Below are 17,921 nucleotides of genomic sequence, written 5' to 3' on the forward strand. Positions count from 1 at the left end.
TACCCATGCGCGGGTACGGCACGCTTAGACTCAAATTGTGACCAATGATCGCCCTGCTTCCGCCATTCCGAAGGCCTTTGCCAAGGCCCTTGACGAGTTGTCGCATGCCAAGGTGCGCAAGGAACTGAAATTCACCGAAATCCCGGCCCCCGGCAGGCTGGCTCCTTTCGCGCTGGCGCTCAGCGGCGATGTGATGGATGTGGTTGCCCCCGGACACGGACCCCAGGGCCAGGAAATCGGCCGCACCCCGTTCCTGCAACCAGCCGAGCAGCTTGCCACCGGTCGCTTCATTCTCCTTTTCGACCCGGCGGGCCAAGAACTATGGAATGGCCAGTTCCGCATCGTCACCTATATTCGCGCCCGGCTGGATCATGAAATGGGCCAGGATTCCATGCTGGCTTCGGTCGCGTGGTCGTGGCTCGAAGAAGCTCTGCGCGAGCGCGACGCCGCCTACCATTCAGCAGGCGGCACCGCGACCCGCGTGATTTCCGAGTCCTTCGGCAATCTAGCCGGGGAACAAGACCACATCGATATCGAGCTGCGCGCTTCATGGTCGCCGGACTCGGATCATCTCGGCGCGCACCTGAGCGCGTGGGCAGATATGGTCTGCACTTTTGCCGGACTGCCGCCCTTGCCCGAAGGTGTGCAGCAACTGCCCCACCGCCGCCTGAGCTAGCGATCATCGCTGCGGTGGCGCCGATTAGTCCTAGAATGGAAGCATCATGCCGAATTCTGACTCTTCCGCTCCCGCATCATCCACTCCCGCCGCAGAGGCTGCCGCGCCGGTTCTGACACCGCTGGCCGCACCGCGCGACGGGATCCCCGAAGTCATCGACACCGCACCAGCGTTGCGCCGTGCAGTACGTGCCTTGGAAGCGGGCACCGGCGACTTGGCCGTGGATACCGAAAGAGCCAGCGGGTTCCGCTATGGCCAGCGCGCCTTCCTGCTGCAGATCCGCCGAGACGGCTCAGGAACATGGCTGATCGATCCGGAGACCTTGGATGACTTGGCGCCGCTGCGCGAGTTCGTCAACCAGCAGCCCTGGATCCTGCATGCCGCCACCCAGGATTTGCCCTGCCTGCATGAATTGGGCATGTCACCGACCTCGCTGTTCGATACCGAGATGGCTGGCCGCCTCGCAGGATTCCCCAGAGTTTCCCTGGGCACGATGGTCGGCGAATTGCTCGGGCTGCAGTTGGCCAAGGAGCATTCGGCCGTCGACTGGTCCACCCGCCCGCTACCCGAATCGTGGCTTAATTACGCCGCGCTGGATGTGGAAGTCCTCGAAGAGCTGCGCCAGGCCATCGCCCAGGTGCTCGAAGAGCAGGGCAAGCTGGAGTTCGCCCGACAGGAATTCGAGCATGAGCGCACGTTGCCCGACCCTGTCCCGGCAGAAACGCCGTGGCGGAAATTATCCGGCATCCATAAGCTCAAGAGCCGCCGCAACCTCGCGGTAGCCCGCGAACTGTGGATCTCGCGCGAATCCCTGGCCCAGAGCCGCGACGTGGCCCCAGGCCGGCTGATCCCGGATCGCGCCATCATGGCAGCTGTGGAGCAGCGCGCCACCAGCGTTCCGGCGCTCTTGCAGATTCCGGGGTTCCACACACGCAATGCCAAGCGCGATGCCGCGCGCTGGGTCGATGCCATCCAGCGCGGCAACAGCACCCGCGACCTGCCCGATCTGCGGGCACCCAAAAACGGTCTGCCGCACCCCCGCTCCTGGGCCGAGAAGAACCCTGATGCCGCGAACCGCTTTGAAGCTGCCAAGCAAGTGGTCAATGACGTGAGAGAGCAGTGGAACATTCCCGGCGAGAATCTGCTGACTCCCAAGTACCTGCGCGAGGTGTGCTGGAATGCACCGGCGCGGATCAGCGAAGCCAGTGTGGCGGACATGCTGGAAAACCTCGGTGCCCGCCAATGGCAGCGTGAACTGCTTTCGGACAAGCTGGCCGCGGCATTGAAGCAGGCCTGAGCGGATCCGCAGAGTAATTCGCCGAAGGTTCACCGATTCGCGGGGATCGGCAACTTGCACTTCAAGTTACTCCTGAGTAACGTATGGTTCAGGTCACAGTGATGCTGGCCACTGCCCTGTACTCCACGGGCAGCATGAACCAACCCAAGGAGCCCGACGGTGACTGCCAACGCTTCGACCGTGCGCAACAGCGCGCACCCATCGCTCGACGACCGCGATGTCGTCTTCATCGACGGGGTACGCACCCCGTTCGGCAAAGCCGGCGACAAGGGAATCTACCACGGTACCCGCGCCGATGACCTTGCCGTCAAGGCGGTACGCGGCCTGCTGGAACGCAACCCTGAAGTACCCGCCGAGAAAATCGACGAAATCTCCATCGCCGCAACCACGCAGACCGGCGACCAGGGCCTGACCTTGGGCCGCACCGTCGGCCTGCTCTCCGGCATCCCCCAGTCCGTGCCCGGCTTCGCCATCGACCGCATGTGTGCCGGGGCCATGACAGCGGTGACCGCGACCGCAGGCGGCATCGCCTTCGGCGCCTACGACGTTGTCGTCGCCGGCGGCGTGGAGCACATGGGCAACCACCCCATGGGCGCCGGAGCCGACCCGAACCCGCGTTTTCTCTCCGAGCGCATCGTCGACCCTCAGGCATTGAACATGGGCAATACCGCAGAGAACCTGCACGACCGCTTCCCGGCGATCACCAAGGAACGCGCCGACCGGTACGCCGTCGCATCCCAGGCAAAGCTGGCCAAGGCCTACGAGAACCAGCAGATCCAGGCGGACCTGATCCCAGTGGCCGCCAAGCGCCCGGGCGAAGGCTGGGCCGTGAACACGGTTGACGAGCCTCCGCGGCCGGGAACCACCATGGAATCGCTGGCCGAATTGCGCACCCCATTCCGCGCCCACGGACGCGTGACCGCAGGCAACGCAGCCGGCCTGAACGACGGCGCCACCGCCGCCCTGCTGGCCAGTGGCGCCGCAGTGCGCGAACTGGGCTTGGAACCGAAGATGCGCATGGTCTCCTTCGCCTTCTCCGGCGTGGAACCGGATGTGATGGGCTACGGACCGGTTCCGTCCACCGAAAAAGCCCTGGCCAAGGCCGGCCTGGGCATCAACGACATCGGCCTGTTCGAAATCAACGAGGCCTTCGCCGTCCAGGTGCTCTCCTTCCTCGACTACTACGGAATCGACCAAGACGATGAGCGGGTGAACCGCTACGGCGGGGCCATCGCGGTGGGCCACCCGCTGGCCTCCTCCGGCGTGCGCCTGATGTCCCAGCTGGCCCGCCAGTTCTCCGAGGACCACTCGGTGCGCTACGGCATCACCACGATGTGCATCGGCCTGGGCATGGGCGGCACAGTGATCTGGGAAAATCCAAACCACGCGGACTTCGGCAGCAAGGCATAAGGAAGAGACAATGACTGCATTGAGCAAAGATTTCCAGGCTGTCGCGCAGCTGATGCACGACGAGACCGTCACCCACTCCTACGTGAAGGATGTGGCACTGCCCAGCGGCAAGACCATGGCGCTGCTGACCCTGGACAACGGGCTGGACCACAAGAAGCCGACTACGCTCGGGCCCAACGGCCTGCTGGAATTGCGCGCTGCGCTTGAAGTCCAGGCAGAACGCGCGAAGAACGGCGAGATCCACGCACTGGCGATCACCGGCAAGCCATTCTTCCTGATCGCCGGCGCCGACCTGTCGGCCGTCACCCGCCTGAGCGAACCGAGCCAGGCCACGGCCATGGCTTCGCTGGGCCATTACACCTATGAGCTGCTTGCCGATTTGGGCGTCCCCACCTTCGCCTTCATCAACGGCCTGGCGCTCGGCGGCGGCCTGGAAATCGCACTGGCCTGCAACTACCGCACGGTCAGCACCACCGCCGGCGCACTGGGCTTGCCGGAAGGCTTCCTCGGCCTGATCCCGGGTTGGGCCGGCGTCTACCGCCTGCCACGCCTGGTCGGCCCGGAGAACGCGCTGAAGGTCATGATCGAGAACCCGCTGAACAACAACCGTACGCTCTCCGGTCCGGCCGCCGCGAAGATGGGCGTTGCCGATGCCCTATTCGAATCGGCCGACTTCATCGAGCATTCAATTGCCTTCGCTGACGGCGTCATCTCCGGAACCACCGAGGTCAAGCGCCCCAACGCCGTTGACCCCAGCGATCCCGAAGTTGCCCGCCGCTGGCTTGAGGCGGCCGATGCCGCCGAGAAGTTCGTCGACGCAAAGCTTTCCGGTGCGGCCCCCGCGCCGTACAAGGTGCTTGAGGTCTTCCGCCGGGGCCTGGCCATCTCGCAGCAGGAGTCGGCCGCCCTTGAGGTCGAGGCATTGACCGGGCTGATGCGCACCCCGCAGTTCCAGAACACCGTGTACGCCTTCCTGGACCTGGTCCAGAAGCGCGGAAAGCGTCCGGCCGGCGCACCGGATCCCAAGCTCGCCCGTCCGGTCACCAAGGTGGGCGTCGTCGGCGCCGGCCTGATGGCCAGCCAGCTGGCCCTGCTGTTCGTCCGCCGGCTGAACGTGCCGGTGGTGATCACCGATCTGGATCAATCGCGGGTGGACAAGGGACTGGCCTACATCCACGGCGAGATCGACAAGCTGCACGCCAAGGGCCGGATGAGCCAGGATGCGGTGAACCGCACCAAGGCCCTGGTTACCGGCTCGGTCACCAAGGAGGCATTCGCCGATGCCGATTTCGTCATCGAGGCAGTCTTCGAAGAACTGAGCGTGAAGAAGCAGGTTTTCGCAGAGGTAGAGGCAGTGGTCTCCCCCGAGTGCATCCTGGCGACCAACACCTCCTCGCTCTCGGTCACCGAGATGGGGCGCGACCTTGAGCACCCAGAACGCCTGGTCGGCTTCCACTTCTTCAACCCGGTCGCAGTGATGCCGCTGCTGGAAATCGCCGCTACCGAATGGACCAGCGATTCCGCGCTGTCCACCGCGTTCGTGCTGGGCAAGAAGCTGAAGAAGACCGCGGTGAAAACCAAGGATTCCGCCGCGTTCGTGGTCAACCGCGTACTGCTTCGCCTGATGAGCGAAGTCCAGGCAGCTTTCGATGAGGGCACCGACGCGAAGACAGCTGACTCGGCACTGGCCCCAATGGGCCTGCCGATGACCCCGCTGACCCTGTTGGCCATGGTGGGCCTGCCGGTCGCGCAGCACGTCAACGAGTCGCTGAACGCCGCTTTCGGAGATCGCTTCACCATCTCGGAGAATCTGCAGAAGCTGATCGATGCAAAGATCACAACCCTCTGGGTCAAGGACGAGGCAGGCAACCAGGTGCTCAACCCTGAAGCTGAAAAGCTGATGTCCTTCGGCGATCAGCCCTCGACCGGAGAACAGATCCTGGCCCGTGTCCAGGACGCGCTGGCCGAAGAAATCGGTCTGCTGCTGGATGAAGGCGTCGTTGCCGAAGCCGCCGACGTTGACCTGTGCATGATCACCGGTGCCGGCTGGCCGATGCACCTGGGCGGCATTACCCCGTATCTTGACCAGGTTGGCGCCTCCGAACGCGTCAACGGCAAGAAGTTCAACGGCTAGTACCCAACCGGCCGTTTTTGGTTGCATCGCTTTTCCCTGGGCGCTGGAACCAGGCAAGGAGCCGAGACTCTTCCCCATCGGGAAGCTGGTCTCGGCTCCTTGCTGTCTTGAAGATGCGCGAACCCCGTAAAGCTGGATCCGCCGTACGGGGTTCGCGCGTTCTGAGGAGCTGCGCCTGCTAGCAGCTAGATGATGTCCTCGCCGTTGCGACGGGCTTCCAGCCATTCCTGGATGAAACCCCTGCTGATGAAGAACAGCACTCCTGCTACGATCGCTGGCCATACCAGCACATACAGGCTCAAGAAAAACGCCGTCATTATTTGCCTCCCAGGCTCTGTGCGTCGCGTCCGGCTTCTGCGGTTTCGGCTTGCGCCTCAACTACGTCGAAGTCGCCGGTGCGTATCGCGATCACATCGAAGTCGAATTCCATCTTGGATCTGAAGGACATGAGGTAGCAGACGATGGTACTGACCGAGTAGGCCACCAGCGACGCGCTCAAGGTGGTGTAATCGCGGAGGAAACCGAAGGCGAACGGAGCGCTGCCCAGGATTGCCACGACTCCGACAATCTTGGCGACGCGCAGGCCGAAGAAGCCGAAGCTCATCAATGCCAGGACCACGCCGATGCCAATCACCGCGAGCAACTCGATCAGGAATCCGGTGATGCCGTTGATTGGGATCAGTTCGAAGCGAACCGGGATGAAGATCGCCAGGGCAACCAGTACCGAGACGGTGAAGGCCTTGTTCGTGACCTTCTTCCAGTAGAAGCTGGCCAAAACCGGGAATACCAGTGCGCCCCAAAGGGCACCAACGAAGACCAGCAGGTCCAGGATATTCAGCTGCATGCTCGCGAAAGCGACTGCCAGGGCCGTGGCAACGACCATGGTCGCACGTCCAATGAGCAGCATCTTCTTCGGATCAGCCTTGTCCTTGCCGGCGACGTTCTGCCCGTATACGTCAGCCATCATGATCGAAGACAGTGCCGCCAAGTCAGAGTCGGCTGTGGACGACAGCGCACCAATAATCATGATGAAGAACAGCGCCAGCAGAACACCGGGCAGGTAGCTGGCTGCCATCTCAGGAATGAGGTTGTTCATGTCGCCACCGGATGGCTCGAATCCGAGGTACAGGGCCAGCACACCGAGCATGCCCACGCCGATGACCATCGCGCCGTATCCGACGGTTGCGGTGATGAACGTCGGCTTGATCAGGTCCTCGCGCACTGCGAACAGACGCTGGGCAATGGTCTGGTTGCCGATTGCGTAGGCCAGTACCGCGGCAATATACGGTGCGCCCTGGCCCAGGAATGCTTCGGAAGAGAAGAAGTTGGACTGCTGCGGGGTCAGGTTGCTTGCGCCGGTTTCGAACGCGGCCGGGAAGCCTGCGGCAAAGAAGATGACTGGCACGATAATCGCCACGGCGCCGAGCATCGCAACGACCTGGACAAAGTCGGTCAGCACCGAAGCACGGAACCCGGACCACAGGGTGTAGAGCAGAACGCCACCGGCGACGGCCAGCACGCCCTGGATGAAATTGAAGGGCGAGAGCATCGAGATCAATACGCCGCCGGCAATGAAGTTGGACATCAGGGAGATGACCGAACCGACAATATTGGATCCGGCCAGCATCAGCTGGCTGGAGCGGCCGTGGCGTGCGTGCATGACCTCGGCGAGGGTGTGCGCGCGTGGCGCGACCTTGCGGATCCGCTTGCCGAATGGGTAGATGAACAGAATCATCAACGCACCCCAGAGACCGTAGTGGATGGGGCCGGAGATTCCGTAGGTGTAGCCGGACGTGGCCGAGGCATACATCGACGAAGCCCAAATCCACGTCGCGGTCATACTCGCAGCAGAAATGCCGAATCCGATTTTATTTCCCGCCGTCATGTAATCGTCGGCATTTTCTTTCTTTTTCCCGATCCGGGTGGAAATTAAAAAGGTTCCTCCGTAGAAGAGCACCAAAAGCAAGACAACAGTTAGGGCGCTGAATTGCACGATTTCGTTATCCACGCGCCACCTCCCTCTTTTAGACAGTGATGAGATCCGCGCCGGGAGCTATTTGCTCAACCGGCGACTTGTCCTGCACGTCTTCCCGCGAGATGTCATCGCAAGGGGTAAATTTCAGCTGACGCGCACAAGCCCCTGGGCCCATGAATCACTTCCCTACACTCAAGTTTCGTTCGTTTCTCATTCGTATCGTTCATCCCTGGTAACGGGGAGCACCACCGTCTGGATTCACTCCAGAACCTGGTGTTTTGGCTTCACAACGTGAATCCAGACCCCTGGCTCGCCTGCATCTCGCTTGCGGCTATCCAGCCTTGCGCGTAACGGCGCTTCGGGTCAGTACAGGCATGGCATTCGCATTGGCGAATACCGCCTGTTTTCCATCGGAGGACTGCTACCTGGAACTCAACACGCGATCACCGCGCGGAGTATCTCGGTCGGCGTCAATATGCCTGACAGGTGAACAGTTAAAGCACTCTCCGAAAATGTTAGCTTCAACTAGCTATCCAAATATTAGCATGAATGCAAAGATATCCGAACTATCAGCCGCCAGGCAGTGAGCCAGCCGACCAGCCCGCCAAGCGCGAACCAAGCCATTCAAATCAATCCATCTCCTGCATCAATTACCAGACGGCGTTCATTCGCGCGTAACGTCGCGCACAAAAACAGGAAAACCTCAGCAGGAAAATATCTAGATTTGGCCACTTCCAGTCCAACTGTAAGGCGGCATTGCGACGAAGCTCCACGCGCAGGAAAAACCCCACCTAGATTACTAACCATGGGTATAACACAGGGCTCAAGCCGCATCCAACGAGACCGCCCCCCAACGGCCCACGCTGTGAATTCGACGCTGATGCATAAATATGCATAAGGTTCGATAGCCGGATAGGTGAACGGCAAATGAACGGCGCCTTTGCCGGTTGCATTCCACGAACGCGGCGATCGCCAAGCACGGGCGTTCGGCACTTAGCGCCAGCACAGAGATCTCTGCCAGAATGGGATCATGACTGACATTGCCCGACCAGCCCGCCGCACATTCATGTGCGCTTCGGCAGCACTTGGTTCCGCCGCTCTTCTGACCGCCTGCGGTGATGGACATTCTGAAGCAGACACCCCCGAGGCATTGCCGATCCCGGAACCAACCGGCGAAGGACAGGCGCTCATGAAGACGAAGGATCTGCCCGTTGGATCACGCGCCTTGGCACCGGCCAAGGATCCGTCCGGAAAGGATGTCGGCATTCTGCTTTTCCGAAAGGATGAGAAGACCGTATTGGCGTACTCGAACGTTTGCACCCATCAGGGTTGCGCGGTAACCCCTAAATCCAGCAAAGAAGATTTCTACTGCGCCTGCCACGGCTCACGATTTGCACCCGCTGACGGAACCGTAACCGATGGTCCAGCTATCGCCGCCTTGCCACGATACGCTGCGGCAATTCAAGGCGACGACATCATCGCCTACGTCACCGCCGCAGAGTAGTTTCCTAGCTCTAATCAAGCGCGAAGGGCTGAACCCCACAGGGTTCAGCCCTTCGCGCTTGGCCCAGATGCCGCTAGAACAAGGCAACCTTTTCCGGACCCGGGAAGAGCTCGTCCATCTGGGCCTGCTCGGTCTCCGTCGGAACCCAGCGAACGGCAGCGGCGTTGGCGCGTATCTGTTCGGGACGAGTAGCGCCCGCAATCACCGAGGCCACAGGCGACTGCGCGGCCAGCCACGAGAACGCCAATTCGACCGGCGTCAGATCCCGTTCGGCAGCGAAGGCATTGAACCGGTCCAGCTGCTCGAAATCGCTGGTTTCCACCAGGTGCTGGCGCGCATGCGTCAGGCGGGTGCCCTCCGGGGCATGCCCCTTGGAGTACTTGCCGGTCAGCAGCCCGTTCGCGAGCGGGAAATAGGGCAAAACACCCAGGTCGAATTCACGAGCAGCCGGCAGCACTTCGAGTTCCGCGCGGCGGTCAATCAGGTTGTAGTGGTTCTGCGCCGAAATGAAGCGTTCGGTCCCCAACTCACGGGCGACGTACTCCGCCTGGGCAATTTGCCAGCCGGAGCGGTTCGAATGGCCGATATAGCGAACCTTGCCGCTAGACACCAGATCATCCAGGGCCCGCAAGGTTTCCTCAATAGGGGTCTTCGCATCCGGCGTATGGAACTGGTACAGGTCGATGTAGTCAGTTCCCAGTCGCTTGAGCGACGCTTCGACCGCTCTGACGATATAGCGGCGCGAGCCTCGTGCGTTGAAGTCCGGTCCGTTCACGCCCTGCATATCCATGCCGAACTTGGTGGCCAGCACGATGTCCTTGCGTGCAGGACCCAGCGCCTTGCCGAGGCGGATTTCGGAAAGCCCCGGTTCCTTGCCATAGATGTCCGCGACGTCGAAGAGCGTGATGCCCGCATCGAGGGCCGCCTTGATCACTGCGTCGGTTCCTTCCTGGGATTCCGTTGCAGTACCTGCGCGGCCAAGGTTGTTGCATCCTAGCCCGACGACGGAAACGCTCAGGCCGCTGCGGCCTAGCTGACGGAATTCCATGGACACCTCATCTGTTGGTTTGCTCATCCGCTTCACTGAGCGACGTTATACCCCTAGGCTATCTGGTAGGTACATGTGCTCAACATTTCACAGCACAATTCACTGCATTGCATATTTATCCATTAGGATGGAGACATGTCTAAAGTTCTTACCAATCTCCCTGTAGGCGAGCGCGTCGGTATCGCGTTCTCCGGTGGCCTCGACACCTCGGTCGCAGTAGCCTGGATGCGCGACAAGGGCGCCATTCCTTACACCTACACTGGCGACCTCGGCCAGTACGATGAGCCAGATATCGATGCAGTACCTGGCCGTGCGCTGGAGTACGGTGCAGAGAACTCCCGCCTGGTTGATTGCAAGCCTGCCTTGGTTGAAGAAGGCTTCGCAGCACTCGCCTGCGGCGCTTTCCACATCCGCACCGGCGGCAAGACCTACTTCAACACCACCCCGCTGGGCCGCGCCGTCACCGGCACCCTGCTGGTTCGCGCCATGCGCGAAGATGGCGTGGACGTCTGGGGCGACGGTTCGACCTACAAGGGCAACGACATCGAGCGCTTCTACCGCTACGGCTTGATGGCCAACCCGAAGCTGCGCATCTACAAGCCATGGCTGGATCCGAACTTCGTTGCAGAACTCGGCGGCCGCCAGGAAATGTCCGAATGGCTGCAGGAACACGGTTTCCCATACCGCGACTCGGCTGAAAAGGCCTACTCGACCGACGCCAATATCTGGGGCGCGACGCATGAGGCGAAGACCCTGGAACTGCTCGACAGCTCCATCGAATCCGTTGAGCCGATCATGGGCGTGAAGTACTGGGACGAAAGCGTCAAGATCAAGACCGAAGACGTTTCGATTTCCTTCGTCGCCGGCCGCCCGGTGGCCATCAATGGCAAGGAATTCACCGATCCGGTGGCCCTGGTCAACGAAGCAAACATCATCGGTGGCCGCCATGGCTTGGGCATGAGCGACCAGATCGAGAACCGCATCATCGAGGCCAAGTCCCGCGGCATCTACGAAGCACCTGCAATGGCGCTGCTGTACATCGCCTACGAACGCCTGGTCAACGCGATCCACAACGAAGACACCGTGGCCAGCTACCACAACGAAGGCCGCCGCCTGGGCCGCCTGATGTACGAAGGCCGCTGGCTGGACCCGCAGGCCCTGATGCTGCGCGAATCGCTGCAGCGCTGGGTCGGCTCGGCCATCACCGGTACCGTGACCATCCGCTTGCGCCGCGGCGACGACTACACCATCCTCAACACCGAGGGCGAGAACCTGAGCTACCACCCGGACAAGCTGTCCATGGAGCGCGTAGGCGATGCAGCCTTCGGCCCGGTTGACCGCATCGGACAGCTGACCATGCGCAACCTGGACATCGCCGACTCCCGAGGCCGCCTGGAACAGTACGCCAACATGGGACTGGTCGGCGGCACCACCGCCAAGCTGGTCGGCTCGCTGGAAGCCGGCGGAGCCGACGCGATCGTGAACGCTACCCAGGTCGACAGCGACGATCTGGCTACCGACCGCGCTATCGAGTCTGCTGCCTTCGACGCAGGCACCGACTAAGCTTGCGGGCTCACGCCCCAATCGCTGAAAAGCTCGGGCGGGTCCTTCCTTGACTGGAAGGATCCGCCCGAGCTTTTTCTTGTGCAGCAGGCCAGGGCACTGCCCGGTTTGCAGCCGGGCGACAGGGGCTTAGAGGGGCCAGGCCGTTGAGCGCGGCCAGGGAGTGCAGGGCCATGATGAACCCGACCAGCGGGAGGAACCTGAGGATTCCGTGCACCACAGTTCCCACACGGGTGTCCTTGGCCCTCAGCTTCACCGCTTCATCCGTCAACCAGGTAACCAGCGTGATCACGGTGGCGATCAACGCGATTTGCTCCTCGGGCAGCGTCATCGTCTTGGCCAGCACGATCCCGGCAGCGAACCCGATCAGCACCTGGGCAGCAGGCCACAGCATCGGACGCAACGTGCGCTGGAGCTTGGAGCGCCCGACGCCCCAAGGCTAGGCCTCGATCAGCTGCAGCAGCGGGCTGACCGCGATGGTGAAGCCGACCAGCGAGACCAGGCGCAGCACCAGCCGGATGCGGGCGCCGGAAGTGGTGTTCGGTGCTGGCAGGCGGAAACCCTGCTCGACGATCCAGGCTGCGATCACCACGATGACGCCAGCCAGAGCCAGCTGCGCGTGGCCGGCCCCGGAGAACAGCGAGGTGATGCCGATGCCGATAATGACGCCAACGCAGGCCTGGAACACCAGGTGCAGCGGTGTGCGGGTTGCGCCCATCCGCGGCGCCCTACGCTGAGCGCCAGGGGTTTCGTCCCGGTCTTCTTGTGGAATCATTTCTCCTTGTATCCTGCTCGTTCAAACCTGCGCCTTCGCTGCACTGCGCGAAGACACCAAATCCTTGGACAGCAGCACGCCGCTGCCGCCGCTGAAAACCACGGTACCCAGCTGCGCAGCCCGGGCCACTTCCTCGAAGCCCAGGGAGCGGTGGAGCGCCAATGACGCGGCGTTCTGCGCATTGACCACGCACCATGCGCTCGAAGCGCGCTGGGCAATCCAGTCCAGCCGTGCTTCCGTCAGGCTCCGACCCACTCCCCGGTGCCGGCATCCGTGGGCAACCTCGATCCCAGCCAGGTAATAACCAGCTGGAGCTGTTGCATCAGCCGGTTCCCACCAATGGGCACGGGACCAGCCAAGCAGTTGGCCATCCAGGTTCTTGATGACCAGCTGGCACTCTCCGCTCCCCCACAGTTCAGGTTCTGCATGGCGCCCCAAGCTTTGGGACAGCCTGCGGATGGCCGGGTAGTCCACTGCCCGCATCGGTTGCGGCGCGGGAATGCCCAGTCCCATCTGCGGCTAGTCGATGGACATGGGCTTTGACGGCATTGGGTGGGCCATCTTCAGCTTGTTCACTTCAGCGTAGGGTGCGACGCCGATGCTCATCTTGGTGAAGTCCAGCTTCGCTTCGCGGATGCACGTCTTGATCGCCGCAACTGCCAGTTTTGGTGCTGGAGAGAGTACCCTGATGTTCAGCTTGCGGTTGCCGAAATCGCTGGACTCCACGGTACCCAGTCCGCGCCAGGCCAGGTGGCCGGTCAATGCTTCCTTGGCTTTCTTTTCAAGGTAGTGGTCACGCTCGGTGCCGTTGGCCGACTTCAGCGCATACTGGACGATCACCCACGACTGGTCTTCCGCTTCGATTTCCTTGTAGCCAGCTTCTGCGCAGGCTTCCATGAAGCCGGCGAACAACTCGTCCGCGCGATCGTTGTCGACGTCCTGCACATCGCTGGTTTGCGACATATGGCCAACGGAGCCGTGGTTGATCACGAACTGGCCCAGTTCTTCGTTCTCGAACTGCTGGAACCACGCTTCGCGGAAATGCAGTACGTTCTTCTCATCCAAACGGTAGGTGCGAACAATCGCCATAGGTTTTCCCTTTTCAGGTCAGTGAATCATTCAAGTATGAAATTCTTGGACAGCTTCAGGCTGTCGGGAGGTCCGCGACTTTAGCTAACCATGATTCCCGATGAGCATGGTTGAACGGAGGCGAATTCTCCGCCACGGATTCCAAGAGCTTCTCGCTGGTATCGCGAACTGAATCCTGGAGCTTCTGCGGATACCCCATCGACAGCGCGTGCTCTGCGAATTCGTCCTCGTCGTCAAGGAACGTGCCTTTGCTCCGGGAACGGATGACATCCAGGTCCAGGTCAATGGAATTGACCTCCCAGGCATCGCGTTTCATCTGCAGCCAACCGACATTGCTGGACAGGTCAATGTAGACATCGAAATCCTCTGAGGCATCCGAATACATCGTGGCGACCCAGTCTCCACGATGCGGGATCAGGCACAACGCGTTGGTGGCAGCCAGGTGGGCGGTTCCTGGACGGGCGACCAGGGAACCGGCTGGCTGATGCAGCCAGTGGCCGAATTCGTCCTGTCCAAGGTAGAAGCCCGGGACAACCCAGTGCGGACTCCCGTCGAACTTCCACGCGCGCGCGACAACGAGCGCGCCGAAGCCGATGTTCTCAGGGCTGCGGGGCAGATCTGCCGGGCAACCTCTCAAGGTGCTCACAGCTTCGGGATCTGTCCGGTGGGAAGGTCCTGGCCAGGCAGCGGGCGGGCGAAAGGCACCTTGGTACCGAGCACCTGTGCGAGCGTATCGCGGGCTACCTGCTTGGCGGTCAATCCGACGCGTTCAAGCACCTCTCCACGGGTGCCGTGAGCCAGGAATTCCGTAGGCAGGCCCACTTCGTTCAACGCGGTGTCCACCCCTGCGGCACGCATCTCGGTGCGCAGGCGCGAACCGACGCCTCCGGCACGCACGCCGTCCTCAATGCACACCACGATGCGGTGGCGGGCAGCCAGGGAAATCACCGACTTCGGCATCGGCAGAACCCAGCGCGGGTCGACGACGGTGACCGACACACCCTGGCTGTTCAGGCGCTGGGCAACATCCAGCGACAGCTCGCTCATGGCACCGACAGAAACGATCAGGACATCCGGCGCCGACCGGTCCCCCAGCCGGGCCAGCACGTCCACGCCATCAGGCAGGCGATCCACGGCTTCCACCGGCTCTCCCACCGAGCCCTTGGAGAACCGCACGACGCTCGGCGCATCGTCGATATCCAGGGCTTCGCGCAGTTCTTCGCGCAGGCGGTCCGCATCGCGTGGTGCGGCCAGGTGCAGGTTCGGCACGATCTGGGTCAGCGCCATATCCCACATGCCATGGTGGCTGGCGCCGTCCGGGCCGGTGACTCCTGCACGGTCCAGCACGATGGTGACTCCGGCCTTGTGCAGGGCCACGTCCATCAGCAGCTGGTCGAAGGCGCGGTTCAAGAAGGTCGCGTAGACGCAGACGACAGGATGCAGGCCGCCGAAGGCAAGGCCTGCCGCGGTGGTCATGGCGTGCTGTTCGGCGATGCCAACGTCGATCACGCGGTCGGGGTGCTCCTGGGACATTTTCTTCAGGCCCACCGGCTGCAGCATGGCGCCGGTGATCGCCACGATGTCCTCGCGCTCATTGGCCACGGCGGCGATTTCCTCGCCGAAGACGCTCGTCCAGCTTTGCGCACTGGGCTTGGACACTGGCAGTCCGGTGACCGGATCGATTACGCCAACAGCGTGGAACTGGTCGGCTTCATCGGCGCGTGCCGGGGCGTAGCCATGGCCCTTCTCGGTCAGGGCGTGCACCAGCACCGGGCCGGCGTACTGCTTCGCCTGCTGCAGCGCCTCTTCTACGGCACGCTGGTTGTGGCCATCGATGGGGCCGATGTACTTCAGGCCAAGGTCTTCGAACAATCCCTGCGGTGCCCACCAGTCCTTGATGCCCTTCTTGGTGGCGTGCAGCGACTTGTAGGTGAAGTCGCCGATGGGACCCGAACCCTTGAGCTTGACCTTGAGCTTGTCCATGGCGTTCTCGTACGCGGGGTGGGTGCGGAACTTGTCCAGCTGCTGGCGCAGGCCGGAAAGCTGGTTGGCCAGGCCGCCGATGGTCGGGGCGTAGGAGCGGCCGTTGTCGTTGACCACGATGACCGCTTTGCGGTCCTTGTCGGCAGCGATGTTGTTGACCGCTTCCCAGGCCATGCCGCCGGTCAGGGCGCCATCGCCGACCAGCGCCACGGCGTAGCGGTCATTGTGATTCATCAGCTTGTTCGCGCGGGAAATGCCGTCAATCCATGACAACGAAGAGGAGGCATGGGAGGACTCGACAACGTCGTGTTCCGATTCACCGCGGTCGGGGTAGCCGGACAGCCCGCCTTGCTGGCGCAGGGTCTCGAAGTTCTGGCGTCCGGTCACCAGCTTGTGCACGTACGACTGGTGCCCCGTGTCGAAGACGATGGAATCGGTGGGGGAATCGAAGACGCGGTGGATGCCCAGGGTCAGTTCGATCACGCCGAGGTTCGGGCCCAGATGCCCGCCGGTCCGTGCGACATTGTCGATGAGGAAACTGCGGATTTCCTCTGCCAAGTCGCCGAGCTGTTCAAGGGTAAGCGCCCGCAGGTCGCTTGGTTTCTTGATGGTCTTCAGTAAAGACACGTTCATCCCCTTCACAAATTCGCCGACGATAGGCTGGAAAGCCCATGCGAAATACCCAGTTTACCGCGTCCAAGGCTTCTTTCATTATCCGCCAACGTTCCTGCTGGTGCTAATTTCCCGGCAATGACGTTCGCTACCCTGCCGGGTCAAGGCATGCGCTTTAGCTGGTTCATGCCTGCGCCAGCGTTTCGGCCAGCATCTGGAGCCCCTGGGCTTCGAAGTCCCTGTCGCCAACTTGGTGAGCCCAGACTGCCGTTCCAAGTCCCTCGCGCAATTGCATGATCCGCCAGGCTTCGCCTTCCCGTGGATCGTGGCCATATCCCTGGAGAAAAGCGGCTTCCGAATCTGGACGCACCCTCCACTGCTGGACAGCCAGCCGGGCCAGGTCGCTGGCAGCTGGGCGGAATTCGAAGCGGCCGAAGTCGATAACTCGCAGTCCGCCTTGATCGGCCAGCCAATTGCGCGGTTGCCAATCCCCGTGGGTCGGCACCAAGACGGCTGGTTGCGGTTCATAGCTTCTGAGCATCTGCTCGATCTGCCGGCAAGCCGCTGGCTCGATCCGATGTTCGCGTTCCAGGAGCACGAGAAACTTCTGCGTCAGCCGAGCTTCATAGCCGGGATCCAGGCATTGCGCTTGCGAATGCAGCAGCTTCAGCGCCGCGCCGGCCTGACGATGGAACTCCGGGTCGAATTCATATTCGCTGCCCGCGCTGAGCTCGCCTGGCTGGAAGTCCAGAATCATCAAGCGCAAGGAATCGCTGGCGTGCAGCAGCTTGGCTGCTTTCCCGGCTTCTATCAGCGGCCCCGTGTAGCGGCGGTGCGCCAGCAGCTCACGCACTATGTGGTGGTTCTCTTCCCCCCCCGGTCTTGGCCACGACGTGCTTCATCCCCGCCTGCAGGTGCAGCACTTTGGTGTCGCCAAGGTTCCACGACATGTCCGCCAGCACTTCTACGTCGCCGAGCCACTGCCGTATTTGCTGTGCCGGGGCTGCTGGCACCAAGGCATCAAGGTTTAGCCTAGTCATCGGTACGCTCCCTGCCGGGCGTTGCGAGGCCCAGCCAGAGGCTGCAACGGGCATTTCACCGAGAGTTCTACCATGCTGCCCTCCATGACTGGTATTTTTCCTGAGCCTAGCAAGGTTTGTTCTCCAGGCCCCTGCGGCTCGCTAGGCTTGTCGCATGGAAGCATCGCAACGCTCGGGCCAAACCGCCGCTCATTACTCGCAGGTGGCCGAGGCGTATATCGATCTGTTCGGTTCACCGGAGCAGGCGGAGGCTGAGGACCGGGAACTGATTGCGGCGTGGGCCGCGCAGCTGCGGGGCCCGGTCCTGGACGCTGGCTGCGGGCCTGGGCATTGGACGCAGTTCATTGCCGATGGCGATCGGCCGGCCACCGGCGTCGATCTGGTGCCGGAGTTCTTGGACTTCGCACGGCGCACCTTCCGGAAGCCCAATTTCCTGCATGCTGATCTGGCGCACCTGCCATTCGACGACGAGCAGTTTTCCGGGGTGCTCGCTTGGTACTCGGTGATCCATGCTGCCCCGGCAGATCTTCCACCCATATTGGACGAGTTGGCCCGCGTGCTCCAGCCTGGCGGGAAGCTGCTGCTCGGCTTCTTTGCCGGGGACCAGCTGGAAGCCTTTGGCCATCAGGTCGCCCCCGCCTGGTATTGGCCGCCCGTGCACCTAGGCGAGATCCTCGAACAGTCGGGCTTTGGCGTGCTGGAAGGTGCCACTCGCACCCGGCCTACTGCCCGTACCCATGGCCATCTGAGCGCGCACAAGCGTGCTTAAATGACCTGAGACCCAAGGCAATTGCCTTGGGTCTCAGGTTTTCCCG

The 17,921-nt window shown here is 62.1% G+C and carries 17 protein-coding genes; 8 read left to right on the top strand and 9 right to left on the bottom strand.

Annotated elements, in window-relative coordinates:
* The first annotated feature begins 37 nt into the window (after nt 1–37).
* From F0M17_RS10040 to F0M17_RS10055, 4 genes are all read left to right on the top strand, one after another.
* On the top strand, nt 38–676 hold the full coding sequence (locus F0M17_RS10040) for a DUF3000 domain-containing protein (RefSeq protein ID WP_038991840.1): 639 nt from the start codon (nt 38–40) through the stop codon (nt 674–676).
* Nucleotides 677–722: 46 nt separating this feature from the next.
* The gene (locus F0M17_RS10045; protein ID WP_149597055.1) at nt 723–1,973 is read left to right on the top strand and encodes an HRDC domain-containing protein; all 1,251 of its coding nucleotides are present in this window, start codon (nt 723–725) and stop codon (nt 1,971–1,973) included.
* Between the two features lie 159 nt (nt 1,974–2,132).
* Entirely contained in the window at nt 2,133–3,383 is a 1,251-nt protein-coding gene (locus F0M17_RS10050) for an acetyl-CoA C-acyltransferase (RefSeq protein WP_174787687.1), read from the top strand.
* A gap of 10 nt (nt 3,384–3,393) precedes the next feature.
* Nucleotides 3,394–5,517 carry a 3-hydroxyacyl-CoA dehydrogenase NAD-binding domain-containing protein gene (locus F0M17_RS10055; RefSeq protein WP_149597056.1) on the top strand — a complete coding sequence of 708 codons (2,124 nt, stop codon included), beginning with the start codon at nt 3,394–3,396 and terminating at the stop codon, nt 5,515–5,517.
* A 185-nt stretch (nt 5,518–5,702) separates the two neighbouring features.
* Here F0M17_RS10055 and F0M17_RS17615 read toward each other — a convergent pair whose 3' ends face one another.
* Entirely contained in the window at nt 5,703–5,834 is a 132-nt protein-coding gene (locus tag F0M17_RS17615) for a putative transporter small subunit (RefSeq protein ID WP_038991847.1), read from the bottom strand.
* The gene (locus F0M17_RS10060; protein WP_149597057.1) at nt 5,834–7,525 is read right to left on the bottom strand and encodes a sodium:solute symporter family protein; all 1,692 of its coding nucleotides are present in this window, start codon (nt 7,523–7,525) and stop codon (nt 5,834–5,836) included. The genes F0M17_RS17615 and F0M17_RS10060 overlap by 1 nt, the downstream gene beginning before the upstream one ends.
* A gap of 997 nt (nt 7,526–8,522) precedes the next feature.
* On the opposite strand from F0M17_RS10060, the gene F0M17_RS10065 reads away from it, so the two are divergent.
* The gene (locus F0M17_RS10065) at nt 8,523–8,996 is read left to right on the top strand and encodes a Rieske (2Fe-2S) protein (RefSeq protein WP_038991849.1); all 474 of its coding nucleotides are present in this window, start codon (nt 8,523–8,525) and stop codon (nt 8,994–8,996) included.
* Between the two features lie 73 nt (nt 8,997–9,069).
* Here the strand turns inward: F0M17_RS10065 and F0M17_RS10070 are convergent, their stop codons facing one another.
* On the bottom strand, nt 9,070–10,044 hold the full coding sequence (locus F0M17_RS10070; protein ID WP_149597742.1) for an aldo/keto reductase: 975 nt from the start codon (nt 10,042–10,044) through the stop codon (nt 9,070–9,072).
* A gap of 135 nt (nt 10,045–10,179) precedes the next feature.
* Here F0M17_RS10070 and argG point away from each other — a divergent pair, with 135 nt between their 5' ends.
* Together argG and F0M17_RS10080 are read left to right on the top strand one after the other, a co-directional pair.
* On the top strand, nt 10,180–11,607 hold the full coding sequence (gene argG / locus F0M17_RS10075) for an argininosuccinate synthase (protein ID WP_149597058.1): 1,428 nt from the start codon (nt 10,180–10,182) through the stop codon (nt 11,605–11,607).
* A 173-nt stretch (nt 11,608–11,780) separates the two neighbouring features.
* Complete coding sequence (locus tag F0M17_RS10080) at nt 11,781–12,050, top strand: hypothetical protein (RefSeq protein ID WP_149597059.1); 270 nt, start codon at nt 11,781–11,783, stop codon at nt 12,048–12,050.
* On the opposite strand, the gene F0M17_RS10085 is transcribed toward F0M17_RS10080, so the two are convergent.
* The 6 genes from F0M17_RS10085 to F0M17_RS10110 all read right to left on the bottom strand — a co-directional run bounded on the left by F0M17_RS10085 (nt 12,047) and on the right by F0M17_RS10110 (nt 16,919).
* A complete protein-coding gene (locus F0M17_RS10085; RefSeq protein ID WP_149597060.1) occupies nt 12,047–12,382 on the bottom strand; it encodes a hypothetical protein in 336 nt (111 codons plus the stop codon). The genes F0M17_RS10080 and F0M17_RS10085 overlap by 4 nt on opposite strands.
* 21 nt (nt 12,383–12,403) lie before the next feature.
* Nucleotides 12,404–12,895: a GNAT family N-acetyltransferase gene (locus tag F0M17_RS10090; RefSeq protein ID WP_149597061.1), complete on the bottom strand. Its 492-nt coding sequence runs from the start codon at nt 12,893–12,895 to the stop codon at nt 12,404–12,406.
* A 6-nt stretch (nt 12,896–12,901) separates the two neighbouring features.
* Nucleotides 12,902–13,471, bottom strand: coding sequence for a hypothetical protein (locus tag F0M17_RS10095; RefSeq protein ID WP_038991854.1), 570 nt, complete (start codon nt 13,469–13,471; stop codon nt 12,902–12,904).
* Between the two features lie 55 nt (nt 13,472–13,526).
* Nucleotides 13,527–14,117: a DUF402 domain-containing protein gene (locus F0M17_RS10100; protein ID WP_052253829.1), complete on the bottom strand. Its 591-nt coding sequence runs from the start codon at nt 14,115–14,117 to the stop codon at nt 13,527–13,529.
* Nucleotides 14,114–16,081: a 1-deoxy-D-xylulose-5-phosphate synthase gene (dxs, locus tag F0M17_RS10105; RefSeq protein WP_038991906.1), complete on the bottom strand. Its 1,968-nt coding sequence runs from the start codon at nt 16,079–16,081 to the stop codon at nt 14,114–14,116. The genes F0M17_RS10100 and dxs overlap by 4 nt, the downstream gene beginning before the upstream one ends.
* A 169-nt stretch (nt 16,082–16,250) precedes the next feature.
* Entirely contained in the window at nt 16,251–16,919 is a 669-nt protein-coding gene (locus F0M17_RS10110; RefSeq protein WP_210416631.1) for a phosphotransferase family protein, read from the bottom strand.
* Nucleotides 16,920–17,260: 341 nt separating this feature from the next.
* Here F0M17_RS10110 and F0M17_RS10115 point away from each other — a divergent pair, with 341 nt between their 5' ends.
* Nucleotides 17,261–17,875, top strand: coding sequence for a class I SAM-dependent methyltransferase (locus tag F0M17_RS10115; RefSeq protein ID WP_149597062.1), 615 nt, complete (start codon nt 17,261–17,263; stop codon nt 17,873–17,875).
* The last annotated feature ends 46 nt before the right edge of the window (nt 17,876–17,921 follow it).

It is taken from the genome of Glutamicibacter sp. ZJUTW (assembly GCF_008370855.1).
In the GTDB taxonomy this organism is placed as follows: Bacteria; Actinomycetota; Actinomycetes; order Actinomycetales; family Micrococcaceae; genus Glutamicibacter; species Glutamicibacter nicotianae.

Coding starts and splice junctions, on each gene's coding strand:
- F0M17_RS10045 (WP_149597055.1), top strand. CDS start 723: ATGCCGAATTCTGACTCTTCCGCTCCCGCATCATCCACTCCCGCCGCA.
- F0M17_RS10055 (WP_149597056.1), top strand. CDS start 3,394: ATGACTGCATTGAGCAAAGATTTCCAGGCTGTCGCGCAGCTGATGCAC.
- F0M17_RS17615 (WP_038991847.1), bottom strand. CDS start 5,834: ATGACGGCGTTTTTCTTGAGCCTGTATGTGCTGGTATGGCCAGCGATC.
- F0M17_RS10065 (WP_038991849.1), top strand. CDS start 8,523: ATGACTGACATTGCCCGACCAGCCCGCCGCACATTCATGTGCGCTTCG.
- F0M17_RS10070 (WP_149597742.1), bottom strand. CDS start 10,044: ATGGAATTCCGTCAGCTAGGCCGCAGCGGCCTGAGCGTTTCCGTCGTC.
- argG (WP_149597058.1), top strand. CDS start 10,180: ATGTCTAAAGTTCTTACCAATCTCCCTGTAGGCGAGCGCGTCGGTATC.
- F0M17_RS10080 (WP_149597059.1), top strand. CDS start 11,781: ATGATGAACCCGACCAGCGGGAGGAACCTGAGGATTCCGTGCACCACA.
- F0M17_RS10085 (WP_149597060.1), bottom strand. CDS start 12,382: ATGATTCCACAAGAAGACCGGGACGAAACCCCTGGCGCTCAGCGTAGG.
- F0M17_RS10090 (WP_149597061.1), bottom strand. CDS start 12,895: ATGGGACTGGGCATTCCCGCGCCGCAACCGATGCGGGCAGTGGACTAC.
- F0M17_RS10095 (WP_038991854.1), bottom strand. CDS start 13,471: ATGGCGATTGTTCGCACCTACCGTTTGGATGAGAAGAACGTACTGCAT.
- F0M17_RS10115 (WP_149597062.1), top strand. CDS start 17,261: ATGGAAGCATCGCAACGCTCGGGCCAAACCGCCGCTCATTACTCGCAG.